At 61.4% G+C, this 24,567-nt stretch carries 17 protein-coding genes; 4 read left to right on the top strand and 13 right to left on the bottom strand.

Annotated features, from left to right (window positions below; translation table 11 throughout):
- Positions 1 to 4: 4 nt before the first annotated feature.
- Entirely contained in the window at positions 5 to 370 is a 366-nt protein-coding gene (locus tag HX899_RS26260; protein ID WP_017962753.1) for a helix-turn-helix domain-containing protein, read from the top strand.
- 159 nt (positions 371 to 529) lie between these two features.
- On the opposite strand, the gene HX899_RS26255 is transcribed toward HX899_RS26260, so the two are convergent.
- The 7 genes from HX899_RS26255 to HX899_RS26225 form a co-directional block, all read right to left on the bottom strand.
- Positions 530 to 730 carry a hypothetical protein gene (locus HX899_RS26255; RefSeq protein ID WP_003544370.1) on the bottom strand — a complete coding sequence of 67 codons (201 nt, stop codon included), beginning with the start codon at positions 728 to 730 and terminating at the stop codon, positions 530 to 532.
- 311 nt (positions 731 to 1,041) lie between these two features.
- Positions 1,042 to 2,169, bottom strand: coding sequence for a molecular chaperone DnaJ (gene dnaJ, locus HX899_RS26250; RefSeq protein ID WP_017995672.1), 1,128 nt, complete (start codon positions 2,167 to 2,169; stop codon positions 1,042 to 1,044).
- 86 nt (positions 2,170 to 2,255) lie between these two features.
- The gene (dnaK, locus tag HX899_RS26245; RefSeq protein ID WP_062944862.1) at positions 2,256 to 4,172 is read right to left on the bottom strand and encodes a molecular chaperone DnaK; all 1,917 of its coding nucleotides are present in this window, start codon (positions 4,170 to 4,172) and stop codon (positions 2,256 to 2,258) included.
- Positions 4,173 to 4,556: 384 nt separating this feature from the next.
- Positions 4,557 to 6,893, bottom strand: coding sequence for a transglycosylase domain-containing protein (locus tag HX899_RS26240; RefSeq protein ID WP_181293759.1), 2,337 nt, complete (start codon positions 6,891 to 6,893; stop codon positions 4,557 to 4,559).
- Positions 6,894 to 7,104: 211 nt separating this feature from the next.
- Positions 7,105 to 7,326, bottom strand: coding sequence for a hypothetical protein (locus tag HX899_RS26235; protein WP_138332104.1), 222 nt, complete (start codon positions 7,324 to 7,326; stop codon positions 7,105 to 7,107).
- Positions 7,327 to 7,859: 533 nt separating this feature from the next.
- On the bottom strand, positions 7,860 to 8,528 hold the full coding sequence (locus HX899_RS26230) for an SH3 domain-containing protein (protein WP_181293758.1): 669 nt from the start codon (positions 8,526 to 8,528) through the stop codon (positions 7,860 to 7,862).
- Positions 8,529 to 8,924: 396 nt separating this feature from the next.
- Positions 8,925 to 10,313: a dipeptidase gene (locus HX899_RS26225; RefSeq protein WP_181293757.1), complete on the bottom strand. Its 1,389-nt coding sequence runs from the start codon at positions 10,311 to 10,313 to the stop codon at positions 8,925 to 8,927.
- 215 nt (positions 10,314 to 10,528) lie between these two features.
- On the opposite strand from HX899_RS26225, the gene HX899_RS26220 reads away from it, so the two are divergent.
- Entirely contained in the window at positions 10,529 to 12,913 is a 2,385-nt protein-coding gene (locus HX899_RS26220; RefSeq protein ID WP_181293756.1) for an EAL domain-containing protein, read from the top strand.
- A gap of 73 nt (positions 12,914 to 12,986) precedes the next feature.
- Here HX899_RS26220 and HX899_RS26215 read toward each other — a convergent pair whose 3' ends face one another.
- The gene (locus HX899_RS26215; RefSeq protein WP_003583451.1) at positions 12,987 to 13,403 is read right to left on the bottom strand and encodes a MarR family winged helix-turn-helix transcriptional regulator; all 417 of its coding nucleotides are present in this window, start codon (positions 13,401 to 13,403) and stop codon (positions 12,987 to 12,989) included.
- A gap of 544 nt (positions 13,404 to 13,947) precedes the next feature.
- Here HX899_RS26215 and polA point away from each other — a divergent pair.
- Both polA and HX899_RS26205 read left to right on the top strand, forming a co-directional pair.
- A complete protein-coding gene (gene polA / locus HX899_RS26210; RefSeq protein WP_181293755.1) occupies positions 13,948 to 16,947 on the top strand; it encodes a DNA polymerase I in 3,000 nt (999 codons plus the stop codon).
- Between the two features lie 275 nt (positions 16,948 to 17,222).
- Positions 17,223 to 19,568: a DNA translocase FtsK gene (locus tag HX899_RS26205; protein ID WP_181293754.1), complete on the top strand. Its 2,346-nt coding sequence runs from the start codon at positions 17,223 to 17,225 to the stop codon at positions 19,566 to 19,568.
- Between the two features lie 111 nt (positions 19,569 to 19,679).
- On the opposite strand, the gene phnN is transcribed toward HX899_RS26205, so the two are convergent.
- From phnN to phnE (HX899_RS26180), 5 genes are all read right to left on the bottom strand, one after another.
- A complete protein-coding gene (phnN, locus tag HX899_RS26200) occupies positions 19,680 to 20,276 on the bottom strand; it encodes a phosphonate metabolism protein/1,5-bisphosphokinase (PRPP-forming) PhnN (protein WP_138332111.1) in 597 nt (198 codons plus the stop codon).
- A complete protein-coding gene (locus HX899_RS26195) occupies positions 20,273 to 21,412 on the bottom strand; it encodes an alpha-D-ribose 1-methylphosphonate 5-triphosphate diphosphatase (protein ID WP_138388500.1) in 1,140 nt (379 codons plus the stop codon). Before HX899_RS26195 ends, phnN begins: the two co-directional genes overlap by 4 nt.
- A 13-nt stretch (positions 21,413 to 21,425) precedes the next feature.
- The gene (locus HX899_RS26190) at positions 21,426 to 22,121 is read right to left on the bottom strand and encodes a DUF1045 domain-containing protein (RefSeq protein WP_181293753.1); all 696 of its coding nucleotides are present in this window, start codon (positions 22,119 to 22,121) and stop codon (positions 21,426 to 21,428) included.
- Between the two features lie 121 nt (positions 22,122 to 22,242).
- Positions 22,243 to 23,595 carry a phosphonate ABC transporter, permease protein PhnE gene (gene phnE, locus HX899_RS26185; protein ID WP_181293752.1) on the bottom strand — a complete coding sequence of 451 codons (1,353 nt, stop codon included), beginning with the start codon at positions 23,593 to 23,595 and terminating at the stop codon, positions 22,243 to 22,245.
- Positions 23,595 to 24,548, bottom strand: coding sequence for a phosphonate ABC transporter, permease protein PhnE (gene phnE / locus HX899_RS26180; RefSeq protein ID WP_181293784.1), 954 nt, complete (start codon positions 24,546 to 24,548; stop codon positions 23,595 to 23,597). Before phnE (HX899_RS26180) ends, phnE (HX899_RS26185) begins: the two co-directional genes overlap by 1 nt.
- Positions 24,549 to 24,567 lie beyond the last annotated feature (19 nt).

The raw sequence follows: 24,567 nt of genomic DNA, 5'->3' as shown, positions 1-24,567 counted from the left end.
TGAAGTGCCAGATCCGGTTGATATTATCGTCGGTCGCAACGTCAGACAGTTTCGCGCCCTTCGCCGTGTTTCTCAGCTCGAGCTTGGCGAAGCACTCGGACTGACTTTCCAGCAAATCCAGAAATACGAAAAGGGGGCGAACCGCGTTTCCGCCAGCAAGCTGCATCAGATCGCGGTTTTTCTCGACGTCGAGATCTCCGCTCTCTTCGAGGGTGCCGGCATGTCGCCATTCGGCAGCCGTGTCGAACTCAGCCCCGACGCCTATGCGCTTGCGCTGAGCTACGACAAGCTGAACTCACCGGCAGGCAAGGAAGCGGTCAAGACCATCGTCACCCTCATGACGGGCGAAGCGGCCGAAACCACCGCCTGATTCCAGCGCAGCAATCACGGTTCCCACGGAAAGCACGACCTATTCAAGGTCTGGATGATTTCCGGACACCTGCGGGTGTGCAGCAATATTGGGGGGATGACCTGCATCAGGACAAAGACCGGAAGCAGACCGCCTGATTGAGGTTCGATGCCGCGCGCTTCAGTGAATCTCGCATTCGTGCAGCGCCATCAGCAGATCGTCCTGCGTCTGGTGGCCGGCATGATAGAGGTCGATCGCGATGCTGGCAATGGAAAGGCCTTGCTGGCTGCGAAGCTTGATGTTGCGCTCAGCGCACCATGTGTAGATGGCGCCGGCGAGAACGTCGACGTCTTCGGACTGAGATGAAAAGGCTGGCGCCATGGCTGATACCCTTGGTTTGTTTGTTCCCGCTAGCGCTAAGGACGCTCTATCACTTTGATTTGGTGCATGACCCCGAAATCGATTCCGGCTCCCGGGGTCATGCACTGACGGCAGAGACTGAATTCATTTGGAAAACTTGCAAGCGGCATCATCTGGCTGCGTTAACGCAAGTCGTCGTCCCGCCCGCTGCCGTATCGATCCGGGACAGATTCGCCGGCATGGACGGCGAATGTCGCAAATCAGGATTCTTAAAACAAAAAAGCCGGAGACGTTTCCGTCCCGGCTTTCGTAATGGGCATGTCGATCGCGGCTCAGCCTTCGAAGAATTCCTTCATGCGGGCAAAGAAGCCCGTCGATTCCGGATTGTTCTCCTTGGAGGAAAGCTGCTCGAATTCCTGAAGCAGTTCACGCTGGCGCTTGGTGAGCTTTTGCGGCGTCTCGATCTGGATCTGGATGTAGAGGTCGCCCGTCTGCACCGAACGCAGCACTGGCATGCCCTTGCCCTTGAGGCGGAACTGTTTGCCGACCTGGGTGCCCTCGGGCACGGTAACGCGCGATTTGGTGCCGTCGAGCGTCGCCACGTCGAAGGTGCCGCCGAGCGCGGCCGTCGTCATCGAGATCGGAACGGCGCAATAGAGATCGGCTCCGTCGCGCTGGTAGAATTCATGCGGTTTGACGGACAGGAAGATATAGAGGTCGCCTGCCGGTCCGCCGCGGGCGCCGGCCTCGCCTTCGCCCTGCAGGCGGATGCGGGTGCCGTCCTCGATGCCGGCGGGAATATTGACCGAGAGTGAACGCTCTTCCGTCACCCGGCCCTGGCCGTGGCACTTCGGGCACGGATCGGGAATGATCTGGCCGCGGCCGTGGCAGGTGGGGCAGGTCCGTTCGATCGAGAAGAAGCCCTGTGCCGCGCGCACGCGCCCCGTTCCTTGGCAGGTGCCGCAGTTCTTCGGCTGCGTGCCGGGCTTGGCGCCTGAACCCGAACAGACGTCGCAGGTGATCGACGTCGGAACGCGGATTTGCGCCGTCTTGCCGGAGAAAGACTCTTCCAGCGTTATTTCCATGTTGTAGCGAAGATCGGCGCCACGTTCGCGGCCGCCCGACGAGCGCTGGCGCGCGCGCCCTCCACCCATCATCTCGCCGAAGATATCCTCGAAAATGTCGGAGAAACCGCCGCCGGCAAATCCGCCGCCACCGCCGCCCATGCCGCCATGCTCGAAGGCCGCATGACCATACCGATCATAGGCCGCCCGCTTCTGCGGGTCCTTGAGCATCTCGTAGGCTTCGTTGATTTCCTTGAACTTCCGCTCGGCGTCCTTGTCATCCGGGTTCTTGTCCGGATGGAATTTCATCGCCAATTTGCGAAAGGCGCTTTTCAGCTCTTTCTCGTCCGCCGTCTTGGCTACACCCAGAGTTTCGTAAAAGTCCGCTTTTGCCATTAAGGATTAAACCCCGGAAATGGATTTTCCGGCTGCCATGGTGAGCAGCCGGATCAGGTGTTGAAGCATAACCACGCCGTCGCGGATTACGCGGACTTCTTGCGGTCGTCGTCCTTGATTTCCTCGTAGTCGGCATCGACGACATTGTCGCCGCCTTCCGCGGAGGCATCACCAGCAGCGCCGCCTTCGGCCTGCTGTGCTTCATAGATCGCCTGGCCGAGCTTCATCGACACTTCCATCAGCGTCTGGGTCTTGGCCTTGATGTCGTCGGCATCGGGCTCGGATGCTTCCGACGCCGTCTTCAGCGCGGCGATCGCATCCGAGATCGCGGTGCGGTCGGCCTCGGAAACCTTGTCGCCATAATCCTTCAGCGACTTTTCCGAGGAATGGATCAGGCTTTCGGCCTGGTTCCGGGCTTCGACCGCCTCGCGGCGCTTCTTGTCCTCGCTGGCATGGGCTTCGGCATCCTTCACCATCTTCTCGATGTCGGCGTCGGAAAGACCGCCGGAAGCCTGGATACGGATCTGCTGTTCCTTGCCGGTGCCTTTGTCCTTGGCCGAAACCTGGACGATGCCGTTGGCGTCAATGTCGAAGGTGACTTCGATCTGCGGCATGCCGCGCGGCGACGGCGGCAGACCGACGAGGTCGAACTGGCCGAGCAGCTTGTTGTCGGCAGCCATTTCACGCTCGCCCTGCGAAACGCGGATGGTCACAGCCTGCTGGTTGTCTTCGGCGGTCGAAAACGTCTGGCTCTTCTTCGTCGGGATCGTCGTGTTGCGTTCGATCAGGCGGGTGAAGACACCACCCAGCGTCTCGATGCCGAGCGACAGCGGCGTCACGTCGAGCAGCAGGACGTCCTTGACGTCGCCCTGCAGAACGCCGGCCTGGATGGCGGCGCCAAGCGCCACCACTTCATCGGGGTTGACGCCCTTGTGCGGCTCCTTGCCGAACAGCTGCTTGACGACTTCCTGTACCTTCGGCATGCGGCTCATGCCGCCGACGAGAACCACTTCGTCGATTTCGGCAGCAGTGACGCCAGCATCCTTGAGCGCTGCCTTGCATGGCGCGATCGTGCGCTGGACGAGATCGTCGACCAGGCTTTCGAGCTTGGCGCGGGTCAGCTTCAGCGTCAGATGCTTCGGGCCGGAGGCGTCGGCCGTGATGAACGGCAGGTTGATTTCGGTCTGCTGCGAGGAGGAAAGCTCGATCTTTGCCTTTTCCGCAGCTTCCTTGAGGCGCTGCAGGGCAAGCTTGTCGTTCTTCAGGTCGATGCCGTTGTCTCTCTTGAACTCGCCGACGAGATATTCGACGAGGCGCATGTCGAAGTCTTCACCGCCGAGGAAGGTATCGCCGTTGGTGGACTTCACTTCGAAGACGCCGTCGCCGATCTCGAGGATCGAAATATCGAAGGTACCACCACCAAGGTCGTAGACGGCAATCGTCTTGCCTTCTTTCTTGTCGAGACCGTAAGCGAGGGCTGCCGCAGTCGGCTCGTTGATGATGCGCAGGACTTCAAGACCGGCTATGCGGCCGGCATCCTTGGTTGCCTGGCGCTGCGCGTCGTTGAAGTAGGCAGGAACGGTGATGACGGCCTTTTCGACCTTTTCGCCGAGATAGGATTCGGCGGTTTCCTTCATCTTCTGAAGGATCATCGCGGAAATCTGTGCGGGCGAGTAGCCCTTGCCATTGGCTTCGACCCAGGCGTCGCCATTGTCGCCCTTGACGATGGTGAAGGGAACGAGGTGCTTGTCCTTCTCGACGGTCGGATCTTCGTAGCGGCGGCCGATCAGGCGCTTGACTGCAAAGAGTGTATTCGTCGGGTTGGTGACTGCCTGGCGCTTGGCCGGCTGGCCGACGAGGCGTTCGCCATCATCGGAAAATGCCACCATGGAAGGGGTCGTACGCGCACCTTCCGCATTCTCGATAACCTTCGCGTCCTTGCCGTCCATGACTGCGACGCAGGAATTCGTCGTTCCAAGGTCGATACCAATTACTTTTGCCATGTCATTCTCTCCTTGAAGCAAGCTGTCGGAACCCCGAGAAGGCATTTCCCTGACAGCCCCTTACGGGATGGGTCTACTTGAGATTACGCAATCGTGATTGCGGTGATGCGGCGTATATAAGGAGCGGTTTTCTGGACTGCAAGGCGAGAAATGCCCCGGAATCCAGCAAAACGAATGTGTTGCGTTCAATTTTTACAGTAGCCGGGAAAGAGGTCGCCGCATGTCCGGAAAGCGGCCGTTTTTTCGGGCATGTCGCGCAAAACTGCGCAGCCGTTTTGCGACAACGACATGCGTAAAACAAAGACCTGAAGCGCGAGGCGCGACTCTGAAAGATCGCGACGCGCTTTAGAGCATCGGGCGTGTGTAGGACATGCAGCAAAGGTCTCACTGGCCCATGATCAGATCGAGCAGCGTCGTGCGCCGCGGCTGGACGGAAGAGGTGGTCTGCGCACCCCCGACATCGCCGGGCGGCACCATGCCCTCATAGCCAGAACCGCCGCCTTCGGCAATGTCTGCGGGCGGAACCGGGCCGTTGCCGGAGGTCGCCCCCTGCTGCCGGACAGGCGCTTGCGGATAACGGTTTGCATTGTCGTTGCCGCCGAAGACGCCGGAAATAATGCCGCCGATCGTCGATGGCGGCGCCTCGGCCGTCATCGGTTGTCCGCTGCCCGACTGCCCATTACCCGGTGCCTCAGCCATCGGCTGACCATTGTTCGGATCGGCGGTCAACTGGCCGTTGCCGAAGAGCGGTGCCGGCGAAAGACCCTTGTGGGCGGCAATCATGAATTCCTTCCAGGCCTTGGCGGGCAAGCCGCCGCCGGTCACCTTCTTCATCGGCTTGCCGTCGTCATTGCCGAACCAGACCCCGGTGGTCAGGTTGCTGGTGAAGCCGACGAAGAGCGCGTCGCGCGAATTCTGCGTGGTGCCGGTCTTTCCCGCCGCCTGCCAGCCGGGGATCTTGGCGCTCTTGCCGGTGCCGTTGTCGATGACGCCCATCATCATCGCATCCATCTGGGCGACGATCTGCTCGGACAGCACGCGCGGCGGGCTGTCATAGGTATTTTCGTAGAGAACCTTGCCCTCGGCCGTCGTCACCCGGCGGATGACGTGCGGCGTCGCCTTGTAGCCGCCATTCATGAAGGCGGCATAGGAGGCGGTGAGTTCCATCAGCGACACCTCGGACGTGCCGAGCGCGATCGAGGCATTCGGCTGCAGCTCGCTTTCGATGCCGAGCCGGTGGGCAAGCTTGATCACCTGATCCGGCCCGTCATACATCACCAGCTGGGCGGCCACCGTGTTCAGCGACTTGGCAAGCGCGGTCGCCAGCGTCACTTCGCCATTGTATTTTTTCTCGTAATTTTCGGGCGTCCAGTCGCCGATCCGGATCGGCGCGTCGTTGAACACCGAATAGGGCGTCAGCCCCTTCTCGAGTGCTGCAGCATAGACGAAAGGCTTGAACGAGGAACCCGGCTGGCGTTTGGCCTTGACGGCGCGGTTGAACTGGCTCGTCGCATAGTCCCTGCCGCCGACGAGCGCCCGGATCGCGCCGGTGCCGTCGATCGAGACGAGGGCCGCCTGCGAGGCGTCGAGCTTGCCGCCCTCCTTGTCGAGCACGTCGACCAGCGATTGCTCGGCCTTCTTTTCCAGCGACTTGTCGATGGTCGTATCGACGATGACGTCTTCCTTGACGTCGCCGATCAGGCTTGGCAGCTGGTCCATTACCATGTCGGCGACATAGTGCCCGGCACCGGACCAGTAGCTCTTGGCCGAAGCCGGGGTCTGCGACATCGCCGTTTTGACCTCGGAATCGGTGATGAAGCCCTGTTCGCGCATCGCCGCGAGCACGAGCTGGGCGCGTGCATTCGCCGCGTCCGCATCGCGGGCCGGTGAAAGCCGCGACGGCGCCTTGAGCAGGCCGGCCAGCACCGCGGCCTCGCCGAGGTTGACGTCACGCGCCGATTTGTTGAAGTAGCGCCGTGAGGCGGCCTCGACGCCATAGGCGTTCGATCCGAAGAACACCCGGTTGAGATACATGGCAAGGATCTGGTCCTTGGTGTATTTCTGCTCCAGCCAGAGCGAGAGCAGCACTTCCTGGACCTTACGTTCCAGCGTCCTTTCCGGGGAGAGGAAGAGGTTCTTGGCAAGCTGCTGCGTCAGCGTCGAGCCACCCTGGACCATGTGGCCAGCCGTGAGATTGGTCACGATCGCCCGGCCGAGGCCGAGCGGATCGACGCCGAAATGTGAATAGAAACGCCGATCCTCGATGGCGATGACGGCTTCCGGAATATAGGGCGACATGTTTTCGAGCGACAGCGCCTCGCCGCCGGTGGCGCCGCGATTGGCGATGACGCTGCCGTCGACGGCGGTGATCTTGACGTTCGGCGGCCGCTCCGGGATTGCCCATGTGCTGGCGCTCGGCATGCGCGACCCATAATAGACCACGAGCCCGGCAACGCCGATGCCGGCCCAGATGAAAAGCACGACGCACCAGTAGACCATGCGGCGCATGAAGCCGAAAAACCCGCCGCCTTCACGCTCCCGCGGCTCGCGCTGCCGCCGGGGGGCGGCGCGCTGCGGCGGGGGTTTCGAGCCGCCGCGGCGCTGAGATCGGCCTCCGGCGATGCGATCGTCGGCATCGAGCGAGAATTCGTCATCGTCGCGTGCCGGCCGGCCGCTGAAGGAGGGTTCTATTCTGTCGCCTGATCTGCCTCTGCCTGCCATCGCGGACCGGTCACACCCCATGTTCGATCGCGAAGCCAACTTCGCATAACGGTGCCCTTCTCCAGCGCCGCGCGTCTTTTCAGACGCGCAAAGGACGCTGGAGCGCTTTGAGTGCCGCCGTGATCATCCGACTGAACTGTAAATGCGGCGATTTAACGGGGTATTAATAATGGAAAGTAAAGCAGATCGCGCCGGGCGACAGCATTGGCCTTCAGAACTGTCGGGCCTCGTAATCGTCGAGCGATTCCGGGTCCTGCTTATATTCCCACTCGCCAAGATGAAAGCGGCGCCAGATCTGGCCGGAAGGGTTGAGGCTCGCCCCATCGGTGAGGCGCACAGGCAGGATGGGGTTGTGTTTATGCCAAACGGTAACATCTGTGGCGGCTGCCCGAGGGCCGAAAAGCCCGAAGAAAGCCAGGTAGTCTTGTGTCATCAGGGTCCAGCCTCGAACGGATCAAAATCAATCCGCAACTTCACAAAACTGCAATAAAGAATCTCGCAAAACAAGTGCCTCGCGATGGCTTCACGTCAAATTGTCGGTGATCGCATTCGAGGTTCGATGCTTCCCCCCGCGGCTCCTGTCTTGCGCTCGCCGGCAAAGCGGCATGCGTCGTGAAAACAAAGGTGGCGTGAGTTACGTACTATACGACGTAGATTACCGCGCCGCGCGTCTTTTCGAGAGACATAAAAGAAGCTGTAACACATTGAATTGCCGCATAGTGTTTCCTCAAATCGGTTCTGCTTCAAGGAATTATGCGGCAGGCGGAACCAATAGGCTTCGCGATTGTTTATGAAGAAGCGGGACAGCCCCTCACGTCCCGCGAATGATCGGCCGTCTCCCCTCAACGCGTGCCGATCGACATCAGGCCCGGTGCATCCCTCCCAAGGGAGCGCCGGGCTTTTTCTTGGGTGTTTTCCCTTGGCTTCAAGCCTCGGAAGAGGACGGCGCTGCGTCCCCTTTCTGTCTCATTGGTCGCAAGAGAGATCGCCGGGGCGGCAATCAAAATTCCTGCGGTCCGGCCTGCGATCATCGCCTCTCCGGTCGTCCCTCTGCCGTTCACCTCTTTGCCGATCGTCCCTTTGCCGATCGTTCCTTTGATTGTTGTCGCGCCAGTCGCGATCGCGGTCGCGCCCATCTCGGTCGCCATCCCGCTCGCGCCAGTTACGGTCGCGATCCCGGTTATCCCGATCGCGGTCGCGATCCCGATTGTCGCGGTCGCGGTAGTAATAGTCCGGGCCGCGGCTCCAGCGGTCACGGTCGCGATAGAAATCACGGTTGCGGTAATAGCGGTCCCAATAATTGTCGACGCTGAAGCGAATCATCGGAATGCCGAGCGGACGGTAATATTGCGGGCCGACATAGACGCGGCGCTGCTGGTAGAGGGCCTGCACATACTGGCCGGAAACCCAGCCCCGGCCGCCGTAGAATTCGACGTCGCACCAGTTGACCTCGGAAAGGCATCCGCGGATCTCGACGGAGGAACCGGCGGGGATGACGGCAACGGCAGGATATCGAGTGCTCGGACCCGCACGCATGTTGACGTTCGCCGTCGAGTAGCCCTCGGCAGCCTGCGCTATGGCGGGAGCCAGCATAAGCATGCCGGCGGCTGCGATTTTAACAAAGAGATTTTTCACGCTTCTCAGTCCTTGTTGGCACGTTTTTCAGGCAGCGCTTGGCCGCGTTTCCTTGGCATATGCCATTGAAACAAAAGACAGAGCGATCGCCCGCAGCTGTCAGGCGTCATCATTCGTCTTATCTTTCAATGGCTTATATGTCGCTCGCGATGAACGCAGCTTGAACGGCGAAATGTCTGTCCGCGCCTTGGAGCCGCGATGGTGCTTCCGGCAAGGCCGGTACTGTTAACGGTTCGTTAACCTTTCGGCGGCAGTCTCACTGCAATACCTGCTTGCTCCTTGACCACGGATGAACTGGCACTGAGGTAAGCGGATGACGAAAGGCCGGGTCGAACCGGCCTTTTTGTTTGTCGCGACTTTGCGTGGCGCAGCTTGATGGAAGCCGCGCCTTTTCCTTCAGGTGGCGAGCGCTCGAAGTATCCGCACCCAGGAGCGAATGCCCTTGTGGTAGGAGACGAGCTCGTATTTCTCGTTCGGCGAGTGGATGCGATCGTCGCTGAGGCCGAAGCCGACGAGCAGCGATTCCATGCCGAGCATCTTCTGGAAATCTCCGACGATCGGGATCGACCCACCCATGCCGATGACGATGGCGGGCTTCGGCCACTCGTCGGAAAGCGCGTTCTTCGCCTTGGTGAGAACAGGCGAATCATAGGAAAGATGAATCGCCGGCGAGCCGCCATGCGGATGGAACTCGACCGAGCAATCGGCGGGAATCTTCGCACTGATATAGCTGCGGAAAGCCTCGCGGATGGCCGCCGGATCCTGCGTGCCGACAAGCCGGAACGAAACCTTGGCCGAAGCCTTGGCGGCGATCACCGTCTTGAAGCCTTCGCCGGTATATCCGCCCCAGATGCCGTTGATTTCGGCGGTCGGCCGCGCCCAGGTGAGTTCCAGCACCGAGCGGCCTTTTTCACCGGATGGAATGGAAAGGCCGACTTCGCCGAGGAAGCTCTCCGCGGTCTTGCCGAGCGTCTCCCATGAGGCCTTGATGTTGTCAGGCGTTTCCTCAACGCCGTCATAGAAGCCGTCAAGCGTAATGCGGCCCGTCTCGTCATGCAGGCCGGCAAGAGCCTCGACGAGAATGTGGATCGGATTGGCGGCCGCGCCGCCGAAGAGACCGGAATGCAGGTCACGGTCGGCGGCCGTCACGATCACTTCCTCGCCGACGAGGCCGCGCAGCGCCGCGGCGATCGCCGGCGTGTCGCGGTCCCACATGCCGGTATCGCAGACCAGCGCATAATCGGCCTTGAGCTCGGCGGTATTGGCTTCGAGGAAGGGCTTCAGGGACGGCGAGCCGGATTCCTCCTCGCCCTCGAAGAGGATGGTGATGCGGCAGGGAAGCGCGCCGTTGATCTCCTTATAGGCGCGGCAAGCCTCGACGAAGGTCATCAACTGGCCCTTGTCGTCGGAGGTGCCGCGGCCGGTCAGGATCTTGCGGCCCTCGCCGACATCCTTGATCGATGGCTCGAACGGGTCGTTTTCCCAGAGCTCGATCGGATCGACCGGCTGAACATCGTAATGGCCGTAGAAGAGAACATGCGGCGCATCGGCGGAAGCGCCGGCATGGTGGGCGACCACCATCGGATGGCCAGGCGTATCGCGCAGCGAGGCCGTAAAGCCGAGCGTCCCGAGATAGGCGACGAGCCATTCGGCGGCCTTCCGGCATTCGGCTTTATAGGCGGGATCGGTGGAAATCGATTGGATGCGCAGAAGCTCGAACAGCTTTTCGAGGCTCGATGGAAGGTTCTGATCCGCGCGCTCAAGCACCTGATTGATATCGGTCATTTTCGACTCCTTTTTTTGAAATTCGGCCGGACGATAGACCAAACCAGAAAAGCAGGCGAGGCGGAAAAACAAAAATCGGCGGCGCGAAAGGCCCGTCGGTCAAAGATCAATATCAGGAAGATTTGCTGGATAATATAGAAGAGATTTCTAATTCAATTTACAGTTATTTAGCACAACCTAAATAGCCTGACCGAATTCAGCTGTGGGAGGGGCAGATGTTTTCGGTCATTACATGTATTCGGGACAACCACGATTGGCGGCTGGTGCTTGCGGCGGCCGCCGTCTGCCTGGTCGGCGCTATAGCGGCTATGCTGCTGCTTTCCCGCGCTCAGGAATGCGATGCCGGGCGGCGCAAGCTCTGGATCGGCGCCTCGGCTTTCGCTTTCGGCACCGGCGTATGGGCAACGCACTTCATCGCAATGCTGGCCTATGACGGCGGCATGCCGATCGGCTACCAACTGGGCCTGACGGCGCTTTCTTTCCTCCTGTCGGTTGCCGGTTCGTGGGCGGCGATCCTCGTCGCTTCGGAAAGCCGCGGCAGGTTTTCTCGCATCCGCGGCGGCGTCCTGATGGCGCTCGGCATCGCCTCCATGCACCTGACCGGCATGCAGGCGATCGAAACGCAGGCGGCAATTCTTTATGATCCCTCCATGACGCTGAGTGCGGTTCTCGCAGGAGCGCTGTTGTCGAGCGCCGCCTTCCACGCATTTTTCCAATTGAAGGGACTGAGGCGGCTCCTCGCCTCGTCAATCAGTTTCGTCCTCGCGATCTGCGCGCTCCATTTCATCTCGATGGCTAGCATCACGCTCGTGCCGGATCCCGGCAAGCAAGTTCCGGCAACGGTGCTCGACGCCAGCCTGCTTGCTGCGATCGTCGTTGTGGCGGCGACGGCGCTCATTCTGATCGCGCTGGCGGTGGTCTTTATCGAAAGCCACCTGACGGATCTGAGGGGGCTCGCGAATGCCTCACAGGAAGGGCTGCTGATCCTGCGGGAAGGCCGGATCATCGATGCCAATGAACGCTTCCAGGGGCTCTCCGGCTGGAAGCTTGCCGGTCTTGCCGGCAAGGCGCCCTCGGCTGTTTTGACTGCTATTCAGGGAACTGGGCAGAACAGACCCAGCGAGACGCTGCTCAACACCAGGGACGGCAGGGAGATCGCCGTCGAAGTGACCGCGAGCAGGATCGTCTATCGCGGGCACAACTGCGAGGTGCTGGCGGTGCGTGATCTCACCGAGCGCAGGCAGGCCGAGGAGATGATCGAGCATCTCGCCCACCACGACGTGCTCACCGATCTGCCGAACAGGTCGCTGTTCGATACCCGCATCCGGCAGGCGCTGCAGATGGCCGAACGAAAGAACAGCGAGGTTGCCCTCTTCTATCTCGACCTCGATCGCTTCAAGGCCGTCAACGATATCTTCGGTCATGCCGAAGGCGACCGTATTCTCCGCAAGGTCGCCTCGATCCTGCGCCGCGTGGCCGATGAGAGCGATACGATCGCCCGCCTCGGCGGCGATGAATTCGCCATCATTCAGCCCGCCGGGCAGCAGCCGGCGGCGGCGCAAAAGCTTGCGGCGGCGATCCTCGACGAATTCGCCGCCGAGATGGACACGGCGCGCGACCCGACCGCCGTCGGCGTCAGCGTCGGCATCGCAATCTATCCCGCGGATGGCGCTGCTGCTGAAGAACTCTGCAACAATGCCGATACTGCACTCTACCGCGTCAAGCATGACGGTCGCGGCAAGGTCTGTTTCTTCGACGCGGACATGGATAAGGCGGCACGGAACCGCCGCCAGATCGAAAGCGAACTGCGCCATGCGATCATCCGTAATCAGATCCATGTCGACTATCAGCCGATCCTCGATGCGCTGAGCGGCGAGATCGGCGGCTACGAGGCCCTGATGCGCTGGAACCGGCCAGGTCACGGCTTGACCGAGCCCGATATCTTCATCCCGATCGCCGAGGAAAGCGGCTCGATCGTCCAACTCGGCGAATGGGTGTTGCAGCAGGCCTGCAGGGAGGCTGTGCGCTGGCCGCTGCCGTTGATGATCGCCGTCAATCTCTCGCCGGTGCAATTCATGCTGCCGAACCTCTGCGAGCGGATCGAGGCGATCCTCGCCGAAACCGGGCTTGCGCCCGGCCGGCTGGAGCTCGAGATCACCGAGGCGGCCCTCATTCGCGATCGCGACCGGGTGATGACGACACTATTGCGGCTGCACAAGCTCGGCGTTCACATCGTCATGGATGATTTCGGCACCGGTTTTTCTTCGCTTTCCAACCTGCGTTCATTCCCTTTCGACAAGATCAAGGTCGACCGCAGTTTCACCGGAGTGCTGGAACATGATGCGGCGGCGCGCTCGATCGTGCGCGCCATCATCGGCCTAGGTCATAGCCTCGGCATGCCTGTCGTGACGGAGGGCGTGGAAACCGAGATGCAGCGCCGGATCGTCGTCGAGGAAGGCTGCACGCAAGTACAGGGCCTTTTACTCGGCAAGCCGGATATCGAGCCGAGCATCAAGCTTGCCGCCCACGAAAACGTCCTGACCGCACAGATCGAAACCGGCGCGCCGTCGCTGCGACGCGCACAGTGTGCTGGCGAGTGATCTTACAGCGCCGCGCGTCTTTTCAGACGCGCAAAGGACGCTGTCGATTCCGATTTAAGGAATTATGCAGTGGTCAGAGCGCCTTGGCGTTTTCCAGAAGCCGGCGGATATATTCGAGTGTCAGCTCGCGCTCGAAAACTCGAAACCCTTTAAACAGCGCAAGGTCGGCCTCGCGCGCGGTCTCGATTGCCTCGGCCTCCATGGCGCGGGCCTTCGGCGTCAGGAAGAGCAGTTGCGCCCGCTTGTCGGATGGATGCGGCCGGCGTTCGATCAACCCGTCTCGGACCATGCGCGAAAGCGTATTGGCCATGGTCGCCTGTTCGATATCGACCCGCTCGAGAAGCTGTTTCTGAGTCAGCCCGTCCTCGGCCCAGAGTTCCAGCAGAATGGGGAACTGGCCCGGAGAAAAACCGAGCCCAACCGCGCGCTGGTGCAGCGAGCGGGCAAACCCTTTCGCCAGCTGGCTGGCAAGGTAGGCTCCCGAATCCATACGGTTAAATCCCATGATTGCAAGTTAGGCTCAAAACCATGCCGGAGACAATGCAGCAAATCGCATACGATGCTCCTAAACATGCAAGCGGCGATCAGAATTTCGAGTGCCTGGTAAAACAAAAGTCGCCATGGCCTGGAGGTTGGCCATGGCGACTTTAAAGTGGGGACAAAGGCCCGGAGAGGGGGATAAGGCCTTTGTCCAAGCCTGACGCGGCGGGGGACAAGCCGGTGATCAGACCCGCGACGCAATCAAGCGCCGGTGACATCGATTTGTGGCTCAGAATGTGGTTTTTCAAGGGAGGGCCGTGGTTACAAATCGGTAACAGTTTGGTGAGCCGGAATCCGTGCCGTACAATTCCTGAGATCGGAATCGATGGAAGGATAAAATTATGCAGCAACGCCAAGTGCTCAGCGTCCTTTGCGCGTCCGAAAAGACGTGCGGCGCTGTGTGACGCTCCGAACGCCATAATCCTTTCCGCGCGCCGAATTTTATGCCGAACTCTATATGGACCTCGTCCCATGCCCGCGCTATCCATGCACGCATGAAAAAAGGCGATCACCTCTTCCTAGTCGATGGTTCCGGATTCATCTTCCGGGCGTTTCATGCATTGCCGCCGCTGACCCGCAAGACCGACGGCCTGCCGATCGGCGCTGTGTCCGGTTTCTGCAACATGCTGTGGAAGCTGCTGAGGGATGCGCGCAATACCGATGTCGGCGTGACGCCGACCCATCTTGCCGTCATCTTCGACTATTCCGCCAGGACGTTTCGCAAGGATCTCTACGACGCCTATAAGGCGAACCGATCTGCGCCGCCGGAAGAGCTCATCCCGCAATTCGGCCTCATCCGCGAGGCGACCCGCGCCTTCAATCTGCCCTGCATCGAGACCGAAGGCTTCGAGGCCGACGACATCATCGCCACCTATGCCCGCCAGGCCGAAGCGACTGGCGCCGATGTCACCATCGTCTCCTCCGACAAAGATCTGATGCAGCTCGTCAGCCCCAATGTCCACATGTATGACAGCATGAAGGACAAGCAGATCGGCATTCCCGATGTCATCGAGAAATGGGGCGTGCCGCCGGAAAAGATGATCGATCTGCAGGCGATGACCGGCGATTCGGTCGACAATGTTCCCGGCATTCCCGGCATTGGCCCGAAAACCGCCGCCCAGCTTCTCGAGGAATACGGCGATCTTGATACGCTGCTCGAACGCGCCGCCGAGATCAAGCAGGTCAAGCGCCGCGAGACGATCCTCGCCAATATCGACATGGCCAGGCTCTCGCGCGACCTCGTGCGGCTGCGCACCGATGTGCCACTCGATCTCGATCTCGACGCGCTGGTGCTGGAGCCGCAGAACGGCCCGAAGCTGATAGGCTTCCTGAAGACGATGGAATTCACCACGCTGACGCGCCGCGTCGCCGAAGCCTGCGCTTGCGATGCCGGCGCCATCGAACCGGCGATCGTCCGCATCGAATGGGGTGAGACGGCCCGCGGCCCGGATCTGGATGCGGCCGAGCCCGAGCCCGTTGCCGGCGGCATCCCCGACGTTTCGGGTGAATCCGTGCCGCTGCCGCCGCGCGCGAAGGCGAAGACCGCCGTCGAAGGCGCCTTTTCGCCCGCCGATCTTGCCAACGCTCGGGCCGAGGCCTTTGCGACGCTGCCCTTCGATCATTCGGCCTATGTCACGATCCGCGACCTGGCAACGCTCGACCGCTGGATCGCCGATGCGCGCGCGACCGGCCTCGTTGCTTTCGATACCGAGACCACGTCGCTGGATGCGATGCAGGCCGAACTCGTCGGCTTTTCGCTGGCGATCGCCGACAATACGGCCGATCCCACCGGCACGAAGATCCGCGCCGCCTATGTGCCGCTTGTCCATAAGAACGGCGTCGGCGATCTGCTCGGCGGCGGCCTTGCCGAAAACCAGATCCCGATGGGCGATGCCCTGCCGCGGTTGAAGGCATTGCTGGAGGACGAAGCGGTTCTCAAGGTCGCCCAGAATCTGAAATACGACTACCTGCTGTTGAAGCGCTATGGCATCGAGACCAGGAGTTTCGACGACACGATGCTGATCTCCTACGTGCTGGACGCCGGCAGCGGCGCGCATGGCATGGACCCGCTCTCGGAAAAATTCCTCGGCCATACCCCGATTCCTTACAAGGACGTGGCGGGCAGCGGCAAGGCGAACGTCACCTTCGATCTGGTCGATATCGACCGCGCCACCCACTATGCCGCCGAAGATGCCGACGTGACGCTGCGCCTCTGGCTGGTGCTGAAGCCCCGGCTGGCGGCGGCGGGATTGACCAGCGTCTATGAACGGCTGGAGCGGCCGCTGTTGCCGGTACTGGCACGCATGGAAGCGCGCGGCATCACCGTCGACCGGCAGATCCTGTCGCGCCTCTCCGGCGAACTGGCCCAGGGTGCAGCAAGGCTCGAGGACGAGATCTACGTACTGGCCGGCGAGCGGTTCAACATCGGCTCGCCGAAGCAGCTGGGCGATATCCTGTTCGGCAAGATGGGCCTTGCCGGCGGCAACAAGACGAAAACGGGGCAATGGTCCACCTCCGCGCAGGTGCTCGAGGATCTGGCCGCCGCCGGTTTGGAGCTGCCGCGCAAGATCGTTGACTGGCGCCAGCTCACCAAGCTGAAATCCACCTATACCGACGCGCTCCCCGGCTATGTCCATCCGGAGACCAAGCGGGTCCACACCTCCTATTCGCTGGCATCGACGACCACGGGGCGCCTGTCCTCCTCCGAGCCGAACCTGCAGAATATTCCGGTTCGCACCGCAGAAGGCCGAAAGATCCGCACCGCCTTCATCTCGACGCCTGGCCACAAGCTGATCTCCGCCGACTACAGCCAGATCGAACTGCGCGTGCTTGCCCATGTCGCCGAGATCCCGCAGCTGACCAAGGCTTTCGAAGATGGCGTCGACATCCACGCCATGACGGCGTCGGAAATGTTCGGCGTGCCGGTAGAAGGCATGCCGGGCGAGGTGCGCCGCCGCGCCAAGGCAATCAATTTCGGCATCATCTACGGCATCTCGGCCTTCGGGCTCGCCAATCAGCTTTCGATCGAGCGTTCGGAAGCCGGCGACTACATCAAGAAGTATTTCGAGCGTTTCCCCGGCATCCGCGACTATATGGAAAGCCGAAAGGCCATGGCGCGCGACAAGGGTTATGTCGAGACGATCTTCGGTCGCCGCATCAACTATCCCGAAATCCGCTCGTCCAATCCCTCCGTGCGCTCCTTTAACGAGCGTGCGGCGATTAACGCGCCGATCCAGGGCTCGGCTGCCGACGTCATCCGCCGGGCAATGATCAAGATAGAGCCGGCGCTTGTTGACGTCGGCCTTGCCGATCGCGTCCGCATGCTGCTGCAGGTGCATGACGAACTCATCTTCGAGGTCGAGGACGAGGATGTCGAAAAGGCGATGCCAACAATCGTCTCGGTCATGGAAAACGCCACCATGCCGGCGTTGGAAATGCGCGTGCCGCTAAGGGTCGATGCCCGCGCCGCCACCAATTGGGACGAGGCGCACTAAAGCATGTCGCGCAAAAGTGTGCAGCGGTTTTGCGACAACGACATGCGTGGAAATAAAGCCTAAAGCGGCAGCAGCGAATCTGAAAGATTGCGACGCGCTTTAGAGCGCCTCCCCAAAAATCGCAAAGATTTTTCTCGCCACCAGAACTCATTGAAAGTGCAGCGATTTACCCAAAGGGGTCGTATCGGAACGATACGGCAGGAAGGAACTTATTAACCTTCCTTTTCTATCCCGGTAGGGTCGTAATTTACAAAGCATGAGTGAGTAGCGGACGCATGCGTTTTCCCAGAACCAATTTGACGGATGCCGGAGATTTTGCCAGCGAGATTGAAACGGACCTTCCGGAGGAGAACCCAGGGGAGAAGCCGGCGGCACCCATCTGGCAGAGCAACTTTTCCCTCGCCCCGAATGTCCGTTTCACCCGCACGCCGGAAACGCTGATCAGCAGGCGGCGCGCGCCGAATGAGTCGGTTCGCGATGATTCGCAGATTGGACAGCAGGCGATACGGATAGAGCCGGTTGCCGTCGATGTGCCGTTCGATATCTATCTGCCGGAGCCGGACGAAATTTCCGCAGCACCGCACAGGGTCGAACTGCAGCAGTCACCTTTGCTTGACGAGCCCGGCGCGCCGGCTTTCCGCGCCAGCGCCGAGCTTTCCTCGATTTCGGATTTCGCCTTCTGGGAAGTCATGGCCTTCGAAGAGGCCGAGCCGGTTCGCGCGCCGCCGTTGATATCGTTCCCGAAGACCGAGACCTCGCCCGAATCGATCACGTCGCTGTTCCGGATCATGGAATGGCGCCCCGGCCGGCCGGCAACCGCTCCCGTCGTCTCCCGCCCGGCCCCGCAGCCCGCCGCGGTCTCCACGAAGGTTGCCGTGCGCCCTGCGGCCGCCCCGTCCCTGGAAAAGCCCAGGCGCATTATTGTCGAGGCACCGGTCATGCTGGCACCTCAGCCTGCGCCAGCCACTCAGGTCACGCCAACCCCTCAAATTGCATCAGCCCCTCAGACAGCACCAGCGCCGCAGCGCACGCCGCCCGTCGCCGCGGTTCTGCCGTCGCCGCGCCTGGCCGCGAGGCCCGAAAGGATCGACGCATCCGGCTATGAATTCCCGCCGCGCGCCCTGCTGCAGGAACCGCCGGAACGCCTCGGCGAGATCATGTCGCAGGAGACGCTGGAGCAGAATGCCGGGCTTCTGGAGAGCGTGCTGGAGGATTTCGGCATCAAGGGCGAGATTATCCATGTCCGTCCCGGCCCTGTCGTCACCCTCTACGAATTCGAGCCGGCGCCGGGCGTGAAATCGTCGCGCGTCATCGGCCTTGCCGATGATATCGCCCGCTCGATGTCGGCGCTTTCGGCCCGTGTTGCCGTCGTCCCCGGCCGCAACGTCATCGGCATCGAATTGCCGAATGTCACGCGTGAAACCGTTTATTTCCGTGAGATGATCGAGAGCCAGGATTTCGAGAAGAGCGGCTACAAGCTGGCGCTCGGCCTCGGCAAGACCATCGGCGGCGAGCCTGTCATTGCCGAGCTCGCCAAGATGCCGCATCTGCTCGTCGCCGGCACCACCGGTTCCGGCAAGTCGGTCGCCATCAACACGATGATCCTGTCGCTGCTCTACCGCATGACGCCGGAACAATGCCGCCTGATCATGGTCGATCCGAAGATGCTTGAGCTTTCCGTCTATGACGGCATCCCGCATCTGCTGACGCCCGTCGTCACCGATCCGAAGAAGGCGGTCATGGCGCTGAAATGGGCCGTGCGCGAAATGGAGGAGCGCTATCGCAAGATGTCGCGCCTCGGTGTCCGCAACATCGACGGTTACAACGACCGCGTCGCCCAGGCCCGCGAAAAGGGCGAGACCATCCATGTCATGGTCCAGGTCGGCTTCGACAAGGGCACCGGCACTCCGATCGAGGAAAGCCAGGCGCTGGACCTGACGCCGATGCCTTATATCGTCGTCATCGTCGACGAGATGGCCGACCTGATGATGGTCGCCGGCAAGGACATCGAAGGGGCGATCCAACGCCTCGCCCAGATGGCCCGCGCCGCCGGCATCCATCTGATCATGGCGACACAGCGTCCGTCGGTCGACGTCATCACCGGCACGATCAAGGCGAACTTCCCGACCCGCATCTCCTTCCAGGTGACCTCGAAGATCGACAGCCGCACCATTCTCGGCGAACAGGGCGCCGAGCAGCTGCTCGGTCAGGGAGATATGCTGCACATGCAGGGCGGCGGGCGGATTTCCCGCGTCCACGGTCCCTTCGTCTCGGATGTCGAAGTGGAAAAGGTTGTTGCCCATCTGAAGACCCAGGGCCGCCCCGAATATCTTGACACCGTCACCGCCGACGAGGAGGAAGAGACGGAAGAGGAAGAAGCCGGCGCCGTCTTCGACAAGAGCGCCATGGCCTCCGAGGATGGCAACGAGCTCTACGAGCAGGCGGTCAAGGTCGTCATGCGCGACAAAAAATGCTCGACCTCCTACATCCAGCGCCGTCTCGGCATCGGCTACAACCGCGCCGCCTCATTGGTGGAACGCATGGAAAAGGAAGGCCTCGTCGGCCCGGCCAATCATGTCGGCAAGCGCGAGATCGTATCGGGACGGGGCGACGGCGAGTAATTCTAGCGAATGCGCGGAAGGGATGCCTCTTGCTCCAACATCCCCTCTCCCCTCGGGGAGAGGGCAGGGTGAGGGGGCTCCTGACACCTCGTGAATGTCTGCAGCCGCTCGTCAGGGCGCCTTGGTCAGCAATCCGTCGAGGATCTCGATCATCTTCTGCTCGGCCTCTTCGAGCGAGCCGCTATTGTCGAGCTCCACCACGTCGTATTCGCCACGCACCGTCAGCGGTCCGCGGGCAAGCCGGGCCATGATATCTTCATGCGTCTCGCGTCCGCGCGCCTCCAGCCGACCGGCGAGCACTTCGGGGCGGGCGGTGACGTTGATGACTTTCAGCCGCGGGAAGGCGGCCTGGAAGCGGTGAAGCGCGGAGCGCGAGCCGTTGGCGACGACGACATGGCCTCTCGACAGCGCTACCGAGACCTCGGCCGGAATGCCGTATTTCAGGCCGTGCGCTTCCCACCAGACGGCGAAGGAGCCTGACTGCTCCATGGAGGCAAAACCTTCGAGGGAGACGGAAAGATGGTCTTCACCGCCGGCGTCACGGTGACGGGTGATGACCCGGCGGACGAAATGCACATTGTCGCGGCCCTTGAAACGCCGGGCCGCGAGGTTCATCAGCGTGTCCTTGCCGGCACCGCTCGGTCCGACGACGACGACCATGATGCCGCGCTCGGCTCCGGCTCCGGGGTGGGGTTCGTGCGGCATCATGCGACACGGCGTCCCTGGCGCCAGACGGAGCGCGTCACCGGCACGCCGTGCGAACGATGGACGCGGACAAGATCGGCGCGCAGCCCCGTTGCGATCCGGCCGCGGTCATCGAGGCTGACGGTACGGGCGGGCGTCGACGTCACCATGGCGATCGCCTTCGGCAGGCTGATGCTCTCCACCTCGTCGGCGAGGATGAAGGGCGCATGCAGCAGGCTGAGCGGTACGTAGTCGGAGGAAAGCACGTCGAGCACGCCCATCTCGGCAAGGTCGCGGGCGGCGATATTGCCGGAATGTGACTTGCCGCGCACGATGTTCGGCGCCCCCATCAGCACGCTCATGCCATGTCCGTGCGAGGCCCGGGCGGCGTCGAAGCTGGTCGGGAACTCGGCCAGGCGCACGCCGTTGTCGATCGCCTCGTCGACATGGGAGAGCGTCGCGTCGTCATGGCTTGCCACGGTGATGCCGCGCTCGGCGCAAACCTTGGCGATGGCGTTGCGGTGCGGCGTCGAATTGCGCGCCGATTCTGCCTGACGCTTGGCGACGAAACGCGCGAAAGCCTCGTCGCTCAGGCCCCGCTTCTTCTGGTAGTAGAAGATATATTGATCCATCGTCTGGAATTGCCGTTGGCCGGGTGCATGATCCATCAGCGAGACGAGCCGCACATGCCGGTCGCTTTCGAAATCGGCGAAATGTTCGAGCACATTGTCGGCCGAGACCTCGCAGCGCAGGTGGATGAGGTGCTCGGCGCGCAGCCTGCCTTCCGTCTCTGCCGACTGAATGGCATCGGCCATCTCGCGCATCTCGCCATGTTCGAAGCCGCCATCCTCGTCCGCCCCCATGCGCAGGCAGTCGAACACCGTGGTGATGCCTGATGTGACGATCTGGGCGTCATGCGCCTGGATGGCGGCGGTCTTGTTCCAGCGGATGCCGGGACGCGGCTGATAATGGCCTTCGAGATGATCGGTGTGCAGCTCGACAAGGCCTGGAATGATGTAGTCGCCTTCAAAATCTTCGCCGGCTACCGAGTTACCCTCGGAGATGTCGGCGATCTTTCCATCGCGGATGAGGATCGAGCCCGAGAGGATGTCGTCCTCGAGAACGATGCGGGCGTTGGAAAACACGGTCTCTTTGCTCATGTCGTCAGGTCTTTCAGCTTTTGGCACCGGCAAGCGGCAGCCAGGAATGAACTTTGAACGGGGCGCCGCGCGTCTCCTCGATGAAGACGGCAAGGCCGGAAATCAAAAGCGGCCGGCCGGTGAAATCGGCAAAACGCTCGGTCAGGATCGCTTTCATCACCTCGGCGCGTGTCTCGGGCACCTGGCCGCTCAGCGTCATGTGAAAGCCGAAATCCTCCATGACGTAAGGATAACCCCAGCGCTGCAGATGAGCGCGCTGGCTGTCGCTGAGCTTCTCCGGGTTGCGCCGCGCCATGTCGGCTTCGGAAAGCGCTACGCGGAACGGTTCGAACGACCTTACCACCTTCGCGGCGAAATCCTGAAGAGGTTGATGAAGAGAACCGGGAACGAGGGCAAAAAAACGGCCGAGTTGCCCAAGCACGAGTTCAGGAATCTCGAAGGCTTGCGTGCGCTGGGCAAAATCCTCGGCAACGGTCATGAGATCTTTCTCGGTGACGGAGGAGGCGAGCGAAAACGGTGCCTTGATCGTGGCGTGAAAGCCGTAGCGGCGGGGGTCGGCGGTGAGCTCGAACTGTTCTGCAGCACCCAGCTGCTCATATTCCGGTGCAGGATAAGTCTCGCCGGTGAAAGCATTGCGGCCGAGCCAGAGCGAGGCCGCGCCGGTCAGGGGATCATCCTTCGGCGGCGAGAAATAGAGAGCGTAGCGCAAGGCTTTTATCCTGGGGATCGTCCAAACGGGGGGAGCGCACTGTGCAGTGATTTGGCGGCGAACCGCAAGCAGGCTCCCGGCTAAAAGATTTCCGTGACAGAATGATGATGGCGTCAGTTCGTCAGTGGCCCTTTTTTCCCATCACGCGCGAACGCAGCGCATTCGAGAGGTTGTCGAAGGCGAAGACCACGAGGAGGATTAGCAGGACCATATAGGCGACTTTGTCCCAGTCCGAATTGGTCTTCATGGATTCGAGCAGCTTGAGGCCAATGCCGCCCGCACCGACGGCGCCGATTACGGTTGCCGAGCGGGTATTCGATTCCCAGAAATAGAGCGATTGCGAGATGAACACCGGCAGGACCTGAGGGATGACGCCATAACGTTGGACGGCCACCGGTGCCGCGCCGACCGATCTCACGCCCTCACGCTGCTTGTCGTCGATGTTCTCAAGCGCTTCGGCATAGACCTTTCCGAGCGCGCCCGTATCGGTGAAGAAGATCGCCGCGATGCCTGGAAGCGGCCCTGGGCCGAAGGCACGGGTGAAGAACAACGCCCAGATCAGCATGTCGATCGAGCGCAGGAAATCAAAGAGCCGCTTTGTGCCCCAGTTCGCAGCGCGGCTGCGCGTGATGTTGCGCGCGGCGATGAAGGCAAGCGGGAAAGCGACCAGCGTGCCGAACAGCGTACCGACAAAGGCCATGACCAGCGTCTGCATCAACTTCGACAGGATGTCGCCATGCTGCCAGCTTGCATTGTTCAGGAAGTTGTCCAACGCCAGCGAGGCATTGGACTGGTTCGGCTCGAGCCGTTCACCGGAGAACATCAGGCCGACGACCTCAGGCAGACTGCGGCCCCAGAAGGGCGAATGCGTATCGAAGAAGAAGTTTGCCCAGCCGAGAAAGCGGCGCTGGACATAGACCTGGTTGGTACGGATTTCCGCCTGTCCCGCGAAGCCGTAATAGACGTTCACCTTGTTGTCGTCCTGCTCCATCTGGGTAGGCGCATCGGACGGCCGGGAGGCACGATCGCGGGTGATGGTCACGGGATAGAGTTTGCCGTCGATATAGACGTCGACGCGGCTCGGCGTCACTTCCATGCGGTTGCCGTCGCTGCCGAAGGTGACGGTGTATCTGCTGCTATCGGCATTGGGCTTCAGCCAGTTGATATCGGCGCCCTCGGGATACTGGCGGCGGCTCGTCCATTGGGGGACGACCTGATCGTTCTGGAAACGCAGGCGCGGCTGCGCGCGCCAGGAATACCAGTCCTGGACATAGATCGCCGCGCGGTCCCAGTTGCCGTTCACGAAGGTGGGGATGACGTTGAAGAAGGCGAAGCAGAAGGCAAGGTAAACGAAGACCGCTGCTGAAATGAGGAGCAGACCCCAGCGCTGCATGAAGCTGCGATGGAAGACGTCCGGATAGGCGGAAAGCAGTCGTTCGCGCTCGGCGGCGTTGATGGTCGGAACAGAGGACATCAGGCTGCTCCCTGTCCGAATTCGAAGGACTGCTTGCCGATCAGCCGGCGGCGCAGCCAGGCAGAGAATTGGTCGACGCAAATGACGGTGATCAGCAGCAGGATGATGATCGCATAGGTCTTGGCAGCATGGTCGCGTCCGATCGACAGGCTGAAGACCTCGCCTATGCCGCCGCCGCCGACGGCGCCGATAATAGTCGAGGCGCGCACGTTGATCTCAGTCCGCAGCAGCGTGTAGGAGACGAAGTTCGGCAACACCTGCGGCAGGATCGCGAAGCGCACGCGCTCCAGCCAGCCGGCGCCGGCGGCGCGCAGGCCTTCATCCGGCTTCATGTCGGCATTCTCGACGACTTCGAAGAACAGCTTCCCAAGTGCGCCGACAGTATGGACCCATACCGCGATGATCGCCGAAATCGGACCGATCGACAGGATCGCGGCGAGAAGACCGGCGACGACGATTTCCGGGAAGGCGCGCATGATTTCCATGATGCGCCGCACGACCCAGCGCGTCACGCCAGCACCGACCAGATTGGTGGAAGCGAAAAAGCAGAGCAAGAACGCGCCGCTCGCACCGAGAATGGTGGAGACGATGGCGATGTTGAGCGTGATCGCGAGCTGGTAGAAGAAATTCGGGATGTAGAAACTATCGGTGATCCAGACGCGGTCGCTTGTATAGTCGTATTTGATCGAACCGTCGGAGAAGGGCGACGGCAGGTCGAACATGGCGCGGAAGATCTCCAGCGGACTGTCCGGCACGAAGCTCTTCATGAAGTCGAAGAAATAGGGAAGGCGCTCGAAGAACTTGCCCGAATTGGCGCTGTTGGCGAAGTCGAGCGAGGCGCCGAGGATGATCAGGAAGACCACGATTGAAACGACGGTATAGATCCGCCGCGTTCGAACCTGGCTCTGATAATGATCGAGGATGGTGCGGGAGCCCTCCTGCAATCCACTCAGAGAGTCCGCGCCGGCCGAG

This window comes from Rhizobium sp. WYCCWR 11146 (assembly GCF_013591995.1).
Classification (GTDB): Bacteria; Pseudomonadota; Alphaproteobacteria; order Rhizobiales; family Rhizobiaceae; genus Rhizobium; species Rhizobium indicum.
The sequence above is the reverse complement of the archived record's forward strand: the minus strand, read 5'-3'. Positions and strand labels throughout refer to the sequence as shown.